This window comes from Clostridium tyrobutyricum DSM 2637 = ATCC 25755 = JCM 11008 (assembly GCF_000359585.1).
GTDB lineage: Bacteria > Bacillota > Clostridia > Clostridiales > Clostridiaceae > Clostridium_B > Clostridium_B tyrobutyricum.
Map to the genome: position 1 here is coordinate 68,757 of NZ_APMH01000018.1, position 7,643 is coordinate 76,399.

General features: G+C 27.8%; 11 protein-coding genes, 1 tRNA gene and 1 pseudogene. 4 read left to right on the forward strand and 9 right to left on the reverse strand.

Features of this window, described 5'->3' with window-relative positions; genetic code table 11:
- Positions 1 to 28: 28 nt before the first annotated feature.
- The 4 genes from rimI to J418_RS0108910 are packed head-to-tail and all read right to left on the reverse strand — an operon-like array spanning position 29 to position 2,932.
- Positions 29 to 481 carry a ribosomal protein S18-alanine N-acetyltransferase gene (gene rimI, locus J418_RS0108895; protein ID WP_023625234.1) on the reverse strand — a complete coding sequence of 151 codons (453 nt, stop codon included), beginning with the start codon at positions 479 to 481 and terminating at the stop codon, positions 29 to 31.
- Positions 474 to 1,190 carry a tRNA (adenosine(37)-N6)-threonylcarbamoyltransferase complex dimerization subunit type 1 TsaB gene (gene tsaB, locus J418_RS0108900; protein ID WP_017751894.1) on the reverse strand — a complete coding sequence of 239 codons (717 nt, stop codon included), beginning with the start codon at positions 1,188 to 1,190 and terminating at the stop codon, positions 474 to 476. Before tsaB ends, rimI begins: the two co-directional genes overlap by 8 nt.
- Entirely contained in the window at positions 1,187 to 1,651 is a 465-nt protein-coding gene (tsaE, locus tag J418_RS0108905; RefSeq protein ID WP_017751893.1) for a tRNA (adenosine(37)-N6)-threonylcarbamoyltransferase complex ATPase subunit type 1 TsaE, read from the reverse strand. The genes tsaB and tsaE overlap by 4 nt, the downstream gene beginning before the upstream one ends.
- An 18-nt stretch (positions 1,652 to 1,669) precedes the next feature.
- Positions 1,670 to 2,932 carry an HD-GYP domain-containing protein gene (locus tag J418_RS0108910; RefSeq protein ID WP_023625233.1) on the reverse strand — a complete coding sequence of 421 codons (1,263 nt, stop codon included), beginning with the start codon at positions 2,930 to 2,932 and terminating at the stop codon, positions 1,670 to 1,672.
- Positions 2,933 to 3,121: 189 nt separating this feature from the next.
- On the opposite strand from J418_RS0108910, the gene J418_RS0108915 reads away from it, so the two are divergent.
- The 3 genes from J418_RS0108915 to J418_RS0108925 all read left to right on the forward strand — a co-directional run bounded on the left by J418_RS0108915 (position 3,122) and on the right by J418_RS0108925 (position 4,677).
- The gene (locus tag J418_RS0108915; RefSeq protein ID WP_235807008.1) at positions 3,122 to 4,072 is read left to right on the forward strand and encodes a metal ABC transporter substrate-binding protein; all 951 of its coding nucleotides are present in this window, start codon (positions 3,122 to 3,124) and stop codon (positions 4,070 to 4,072) included.
- 97 nt (positions 4,073 to 4,169) lie between these two features.
- Positions 4,170 to 4,245: transfer RNA gene (locus tag J418_RS0108920), tRNA-Trp, on the forward strand.
- Between the two features lie 252 nt (positions 4,246 to 4,497).
- Positions 4,498 to 4,677 carry a hypothetical protein gene (locus J418_RS0108925; protein WP_017895388.1) on the forward strand — a complete coding sequence of 60 codons (180 nt, stop codon included), beginning with the start codon at positions 4,498 to 4,500 and terminating at the stop codon, positions 4,675 to 4,677.
- Between the two features lie 258 nt (positions 4,678 to 4,935).
- Here J418_RS0108925 and J418_RS0108930 read toward each other — a convergent pair whose 3' ends face one another.
- The 4 genes from J418_RS0108930 to J418_RS17075 all read right to left on the reverse strand — a co-directional run bounded on the left by J418_RS0108930 (position 4,936) and on the right by J418_RS17075 (position 6,835).
- On the reverse strand, positions 4,936 to 5,208 hold the full coding sequence (locus tag J418_RS0108930) for a helix-turn-helix transcriptional regulator (protein ID WP_017895389.1): 273 nt from the start codon (positions 5,206 to 5,208) through the stop codon (positions 4,936 to 4,938).
- A 90-nt stretch (positions 5,209 to 5,298) separates the two neighbouring features.
- Complete coding sequence (locus J418_RS0108935; RefSeq protein WP_017895390.1) at positions 5,299 to 5,757, reverse strand: GNAT family N-acetyltransferase; 459 nt, start codon at positions 5,755 to 5,757, stop codon at positions 5,299 to 5,301.
- Between the two features lie 391 nt (positions 5,758 to 6,148).
- A complete protein-coding gene (locus J418_RS0108940; protein WP_017895391.1) occupies positions 6,149 to 6,466 on the reverse strand; it encodes a DUF3784 domain-containing protein in 318 nt (105 codons plus the stop codon).
- Between the two features lie 51 nt (positions 6,467 to 6,517).
- The gene (locus tag J418_RS17075; protein ID WP_136711445.1) at positions 6,518 to 6,835 is read right to left on the reverse strand and encodes a MerR family transcriptional regulator; all 318 of its coding nucleotides are present in this window, start codon (positions 6,833 to 6,835) and stop codon (positions 6,518 to 6,520) included.
- On the opposite strand from J418_RS17075, the pseudogene J418_RS16820 reads away from it, so the two are divergent.
- A pseudogene (locus tag J418_RS16820) lies at positions 6,810 to 6,973 on the forward strand (carboxymuconolactone decarboxylase family protein); the annotation flags it as partial. The gene J418_RS17075 and the pseudogene J418_RS16820 overlap by 26 nt on opposite strands.
- Positions 6,974 to 7,116: 143 nt before the next feature.
- Here J418_RS16820 and J418_RS0108950 read toward each other — a convergent pair.
- Positions 7,117 to 7,608 carry a DUF1648 domain-containing protein gene (locus J418_RS0108950; RefSeq protein ID WP_017895393.1) on the reverse strand — a complete coding sequence of 164 codons (492 nt, stop codon included), beginning with the start codon at positions 7,606 to 7,608 and terminating at the stop codon, positions 7,117 to 7,119.
- Positions 7,609 to 7,643: the final 35 nt, after the last annotated feature.

Here is a 7,643-nt window from a genome sequence, read left to right on the forward strand (position 1 = left end):
TTATTCATTTCCTCTTTTAAACTTGATGTTATACTATATTATGATTCCACATTATAATGGCATCTTCCTTATTATCAATATAATAGGCTTTTCTAATTCCCTCTTCTACAAATCCATACTTTTTATAGAGATTTTGTGCTATTGTATTTGATCTTCTTACCTCAAGAGTCATGGATCGAGCTCTTTCATTTTTACATATTTCCATAAGGCCTTCTATAATAAAATTTCCTGCACCTATACCCCTATATTCAGGGTGAACTGCTATGTTTGTTATATGTGCCTCATCTAGTATAATCCACATACCTCCGTAGCCTATAACCCTCTCACATTTTACTGCTGCTATATATTTTGCAAATTTATTCTTGTCGATTTCATGAATAAAAGATTCCCTACTCCATGGAGTAGCAAAAGAAAGCCTGTCTATAGCAAGTACACTATCAATATGTTCCAATTTTAACGGTACTATTTCTATATCATTCATGTTTTCCAATTTTTGCTTTCCTTTCATATTCCCTTTCAGCCTGAGATTTTCTCAAATAAAACGGAGAAAATGTATATAAATTATCACACTTTCCATCTTTTATTAATTTAAGCCCAAGTTCACCCAATGAAGATGACCTTACAATATTCAAATTAGTAGGTGCAAAACCAACTTTTACTTCCATGTCATCTAAAATATGCTGCCTGAATATATTCACGGCATCACCTACAAAACATACAGATTGTTTCATGCCATTTAATTTGTTTATTAAATCATCCATAGAAATTATTTCGTATTCACTTATTTTTTTAAATTCAAAATCTTGAAATTTATAAAGTACTGTATAGACATTACCTCTAAGAGCATTTAATATAGGACATATAATTCCAGATGTATATGCTAAATTATACGCCAGAGCATCCAATGAAGATACTGCTGAAAAAGGTTTTCCGCTTCCTTGGCTCAATCCTTTTATGACAGCTGCACCAATTCTAAGTCCTGTAAAAGATCCAGGTCCTTTTGATACTACAAATCCATCCAATGAATTTATATCCATATGAATATTTTTTAGAAGATTATCTATCATTGGCATTAATATTACAGAATGCTGTTTTTTATAATTAAAAGTTATTTCACCATATAATTTTTCTTCAGATAGAACTGAACATGTAGCAGATTCTGTTGAAGAATCCAAGCTCAATATTTTCATTTTTTACTTAACTCCTTTATATAATCATATCTATAACCACAATAATTTATACTTATTTTTCTAAAATTTACACTCTTGGATATATCTTTTTCTATGTTTATTTCTATACGTTCTTTTGGTATAAGTTCTTCTATATAATTAGACCATTCAATAATACTAACAGCATTACTAAAAATATACTCGTCAAATCCTATAGCTTCTATTTCATCTGGATCATTGACTCTGTACACATCAAAATGGTACAACTTCAACCTTCCACTAGTATATTCATTTACTATCGAAAATGTTGGGCTTGTTATATTATCTACTATGCCAAGCCCCTCTGCAATACCCTTCACAAAATGAGTCTTTCCAGTACCAAGCTCTCCAATTAAACATATTATGTCTCCAGGTTTTAGAATTTTCCCTAATTTTTTTCCCAATAAAATAGTATCTTTCATGTCATTTGAAAAAAACTCCATAAATACACTCCTTAAACACTAAAGTCCATCAAAGTCACTGGATGCACTTAATGTATCTTTTAAATTATTTAAAGCATCTTTACATATAAAATTATTATCCGCCATATCCTTCATTATAGAAAGTGCCCTCTCTCTTCCTAACCCATCCCTATAGGGTCTGTCTTCTGTCAATGCCTGATATATATCACATACCCCTAAAATTCTAGATTCTTGAGATAAGCTTTCTGCAGTAAGCCCAGCCGGATATCCCCGTCCATTTAGCTTTTCATGATGATTTGATGCCCAAATACTTATTTCAGGTATATCTTCTATTCTATCCAAAATTATCTTAGTATAATACACATGGGATTTTATAATTTCAAATTCTTCAGGTGTCAGAGAACCCTTTTTGTCCAATATACTTAAAGGAATAGCCAATTTACCTATATCATGTAAAAGTCCTGCTATTTTCATTTTTTTACACTTATCGCAATCATATCCTATGCATCGTGATACCTCATAAGCTAGCTTGGCTATTCCTTTAGAATGTTTAGCTGTAAATGAACTTTTACTATCTATAATATTGGCAAATATTTCTGCTATTATTTCAAAATTATTCAAATCTATGTATATATCAAATTTAGGTTTTTCCCTATTCAATATTATGTCCATAAAATCTATATTTTCTAAGTCGAACCAAAATATATCCTTAGATGAAATATGTAAAAAAGCTTCAGATATTTTATGTGAAAATATACTGCTGGTTTCTCTTTTTACCCAATCAATAATAAAATCCTTTTGTTTAAAAGCAGGCTTATTTTCTTTATATAGAAGTTCTACTAAATCAGCAATTCTAATTATTTGACTTTCAATAGGAATTAAATCACCATCAAGTCCCATAGCACCACTTCCATCAAAATTTTCATGATGATACAATATTATTTCAGGTATTCTTCTAAATTTAGGAAATGGCTTTATTATATTTGCCCCAACTATACAATGTTTTTCTATAAACTCATCTGCATAATGACTTTCTGTAAGTGTATTGGCTGCACCTATGTCATGGAGCAATGAAACCACATATATTTCTCTTTTTTCTTCCCCACTCAAATTAAGGTAATTTGCAATTTTAAGAGCTATATAAGTGGTTCTCTGAGAATGGTGCATAAATCTATGATTAGAATAATCAACATTGGTTATGTTTTCTATAATTGGCTTTTCACCACTGTTTCTAGAACTCATCTGTGCTAAATCTAAAGCTATGGACATAGCTCTTATTATTTTATCCATACTGATCCTCATAAATACCTCTCATAATATATAATTAATTCTAATTTTACCACAATAAAAAGTATTAATAAAAGTCTTTTAGGTAATAAACAGGAATTTCAGGGCAAAAAATATATATTATGCTATTTGCATTGTCAAAGTACATTATGTAAAATATAGTTATTGCTATTATACCTTGAAATTATTTCAACAAATGTAGAGGTGAAAAATTTGAAAAGAACTTTGAGTTTACTTGTAATTATTCTCTTAATACCTGTTCTTACAGCATGTAGTAATACATCCAAAAATATAAATGAAAATAATGCTTCATCAAAAACAGTCATTGATAAGAACATAAATTTGAATATAATGACTACAGATAAACTTTTATACTCAATTGTAAAAGCCATAGTAAAAGATAGACATACATTGAATTATATGTTTAAAGATAGAATAAGTGAAATCAATTTTAAATTCACATATGACAGTTTGAACAACGTGTCTAAAAAGGATCTATTTATATATGTAGGTTCAGATTTTGAACCATGGATAGATAGTTTTACAGATAAACTAAATAAAAATAATCTTGGTGTGATAAATTCTTCAAGGGGTGTAAAATTTATATCCTACAATAAGCCTGTAAAATATGATGATATAACTATAAATCAAAACCCTTATTATTTTATGGATATTGACAATTATAAAGTAATGCTGGTAAATATAAAAAATGCCGTTGAGGATAAAGACCCTCAAAGTAGATCTTTTTATGAACAAAATTTCTCCACAGAGTTAAAAAATTTGCAAACTTATCAAAAGTCACTTAAATCAGTAAATGAAAATTTATCCAACTATGTATTTTTAACTTTAAATGAAGATTTAGCATATTTTATAAATTATAATAAATTGAATCTATTGGATACAAATTCATCTTATAATAATATTCTTCCTTTAGATCCCAATGAAAGAGCATCTTTGCAAAACAAACTAAATAACTTACAAGATAAAGCTGTCTTACTATACACCAGTGATTCTGACCTGAAAAACAATTATTCTATAATAAAAAAATATCATATTAAAACTGCCAAAATTATGATGTTTAATGGTAATTACAGTTACGAAGATACTCTTAAATACAATATAAATAGTCTTAAAGGTATATATGAAAAAAAGTAATTTTTGATTTGCTATAAAATTTTAATCTTGACGATGAGCCATTTCTGTATTATAATAATCTTCGTCGGTATATATGTGTTAAATACTGATTTAATATAGGGGTATAGCTCAATTGGTAGAGTAGTGGTCTCCAAAACCATTGGTTGAGGGTTCGAAGCCTTCTACCCCTGCCATAAACGTTGAAATCAAAGGACTTACAAGATTGTAGGTTCTTTTTTATTTTGGTTTTCCCTCCATTTTCCCTCCAAAGTTTTTAATAGTATGCAGGTATACGACGTTTCACCATCTACCTATATATTTTCAGTACTCACATTCTATGATATAATCTAAAATGTAATAAGAAAAATTTATATGGTTACCTCTTCTTTATTCATGGGTGGATTATGGTTAATAATGTCTGCGTATGAAGAAGAGGTGATGCGTTTATGACAGAAGGATATTTAGTATTGTTCTTCAGTTTATTTTCAATAACTGCTATTTGTATAGTAGCGTTATCTGATAAAAAATCAGATATTAAAATCGAAAATAAAATAACTTTGAGACCTGATGAAATATCATCCGATACCAAAGTAAACATAAATAATTCTAAAAAAAATAATAGATAGACCCTTGCATAGACTATCTATTATTTAACCAAATAAATTTTATTAAGCAGACTAAATTCATAATCCACCCTTCTTATTACTAATATTATACCATAATAACTTAAAAAATATAACGCTAAAATTATACATTATAAAGTTTTAGCGTTAAAATGTAGCTTTGTAATTAGACCTACACCTTTCTTTATCAATCTGAATCATAAAAGTTTTCCATACAAATTCTGGTACTCCGAATTTTCCAACTTTACATATATAAGTTTTTTATAGTTCAAGTTTAGAAAATGCAGTTTCAATTGCTTCATAAATTTTATAATAAGTGTTTTCGCTAAAAACATTATGACTTTCACTAATCGGATAATAATAACTTATATTATACAATTTACTTAATAGTTCTACCTTAGCTAGCTCTGGAGTTGTTTGATCAGTTTTCCATTTACTAACCGCCTGACAAGACACACCTAAGCCATCAGAAACCTCTTCCTGTGACATACCTGATTTTTTACGTAAAGCTAATAATTTGTTGCCTAATGTCATATTAATTCATCAGACTTTTTATCTAGAATTATCTTGTGAAAACAGTATAATTGAAATAAGAGCTGTTTTCTACCAAGTGAAAATTAGAATTTATAGAACTAATCTCATATATATAACATCATCCATTGGATTATCGTAATATGCCTGGATTTCTTCAAAACCGAATTTCTTATATAAATGAATGGCGCTCTTTAAGGGCTTTAGTGTATCCAGAACCATTTCTTCAAAATCATCTTTTGAAGCTAATTCAATTATATCTTTTATCAGTTCATAACCAATTTTCAATTTTCTATAATGCGGTTTTACATACAATCTTTTCATTTCACAGCGCTTATCAGTATGCTTATAAAATGCAACACAACCAACTACATTTCCTTCATCGGAAATAGCTGCCAAAATTTCTCCATTAGGTTTTGTATATTTGGTTCCCAAATCATTTAATTCTTCTATCAGATGTTGAAAAGTCAAATCTCGATTAAGTGATTTTGTATATTCAACAATTAAATCTTTGATTTCTAGCAAATATCTGCTTCCATTGACTATCTCCATATTCTGCTTCCCTCCAAATTACTATTTATATTAATCAACTATAATTAGAAATTTATAACTCTTAACCAATCTTGTTGAGAATTACTGTATGTTCTTTAAGAAAAATCCTTCCAATTTCATACCCATATTGAACTAGTTCCTTTTTGTATCTTAAAAAGGAATGCTCTATTCCAATTATTACGATATTATGTATTTCATCGGAACATAGTTTCATTGATGTACTGACATTCCTTTAAATATATTCCTATAAAGAAATATATTTACTCATAACATCTTACTCCTTACAGTATGCTATATATAATCAATACTCAATTTACAGTTATTTACTATAATACTTTGATTCTCATTATTAAAATATTGCGAATTAATTATTATGCTTATTTTTGTCGTGTTATTTCATAAATCTATTTTTTGTATTTGAATAAACTAGAATAAATATGACTGTTACCAAAAATAATATTAATCCAATAACAAATAAAATATGCTGCTTAATTAAACTACTAAGTCCCCATAAAAAAGCACTAAAAGCTATTACAAACATTGATTTACCTATAAATTTACATAATGCCTTTTCATCATATTTTGCTTTTTCTTCTTTACTCAACATATTGTAACCTGATATTAAAAAAGCCCCTTTACCTAAACAAAAGGCCACTCCAAAAATAATAAATAATACAGGCATCAATAATGATATAATTGTATCACCCATACTCTTTTACTCCTTCGCCAAAATTTACAATTGTGTTACGTCATAAAAAATTTACTTATTAATTCTCAACAGAGACTTATTAATCATTTCTTTATAAGTGTTAATTTTTTCTTCTAAGTGTAATATATTATCTTCTACATTGCTTTTTTGAATATGTAATCTATCCATTTGCTTTTCTAATAATTTCAAACGCTCTTTTAATGTACTATTTCCCTTATATCGCAGCTTAGAATAATATTGTATTTGTTTGATTGGCATATTTGTTTCTTTCAATCTAAATATAAAATTTAACCATGCTATATCTTTTTCATAATATATTCGCCTATTGATCTTATCTCTTTGATGCGAAAAGCAATTAAGAGTTCCTATTAATTGAGCATTAAATGTTGGAATATCAGAAAAGGAAATTGTAGAAGTTTTTTACAATGCATTCCTTATGTTGGTTTTCCAAAAATTTTAAATGCTGTTTCAGTTGCAAAAGATATTTCCCTGAATAAGGAATCATAAAAAATTTAGATGTTTATGTATACAAGATAAAAGATAGAAACATATTTCTTTTAATCTAGCATAAATTAGAAGTATATGCTTCTAAACTTTTAAGTTCAATTTATATTGCCTTAACACTCAATGATTTACATATTCTGTATTAACTACTTTAAACATTTTCTAATATATATTGCAAGTGTACCAAAAATAACTACCAAAATAACTGGAAGAAAACCCGTACCTAAACCACTAACCTTTTCTAAAGCAACTTTTATACTTCTCCAGCCAATATAGGTAAAAATCACTACAAATTCTGCTTTAATTATAATAATCAATTGTCTAGCACACTTATACTGATACTCTGCATTTTCTTTAGTTATTGGTTTTATATAATTATATACACGTGGAAATCTACTTAAAATAGTTAGAACAATATACATTATAAAATTTATACCAGCAAGTATGAGTATAGAGCTTTTACTACCATATCCATCAGGTAGACCTGTACCACTAAAATGTGTTGGTATAACATTTGGAAGTACTTTATAGTATTTTAATAATAGATAAACATTAATAAATATTGCTATAATACTAATAAGTTCTATTATTACTTCATAAATTGAATAATAAATTTTAATTTTAGGTCTTTTTTCCACTTTATTTTTCCTCCTTGTATAATGTGGTTATAACA

Bases quoted from the DNA above. Each gene is read 5' to 3' on its own strand.
- rimI (WP_023625234.1), bottom strand. From the start codon at position 481: ATGAATGATATAGAAATAGTACCGTTAAAATTGGAACATATTGATAGT.
- tsaB (WP_017751894.1), bottom strand. From the start codon at position 1,190: ATGAAAATATTGAGCTTGGATTCTTCAACAGAATCTGCTACATGTTCA.
- tsaE (WP_017751893.1), bottom strand. From the start codon at position 1,651: ATGGAGTTTTTTTCAAATGACATGAAAGATACTATTTTATTGGGAAAA.
- J418_RS0108910 (WP_023625233.1), bottom strand. From the start codon at position 2,932: ATGAGGATCAGTATGGATAAAATAATAAGAGCTATGTCCATAGCTTTA.
- J418_RS0108925 (WP_017895388.1), top strand. From the start codon at position 4,498: ATGACAGAAGGATATTTAGTATTGTTCTTCAGTTTATTTTCAATAACT.
- J418_RS0108930 (WP_017895389.1), bottom strand. From the start codon at position 5,208: ATGACATTAGGCAACAAATTATTAGCTTTACGTAAAAAATCAGGTATG.
- J418_RS0108935 (WP_017895390.1), bottom strand. From the start codon at position 5,757: ATGGAGATAGTCAATGGAAGCAGATATTTGCTAGAAATCAAAGATTTA.
- J418_RS0108940 (WP_017895391.1), bottom strand. From the start codon at position 6,466: ATGGGTGATACAATTATATCATTATTGATGCCTGTATTATTTATTATT.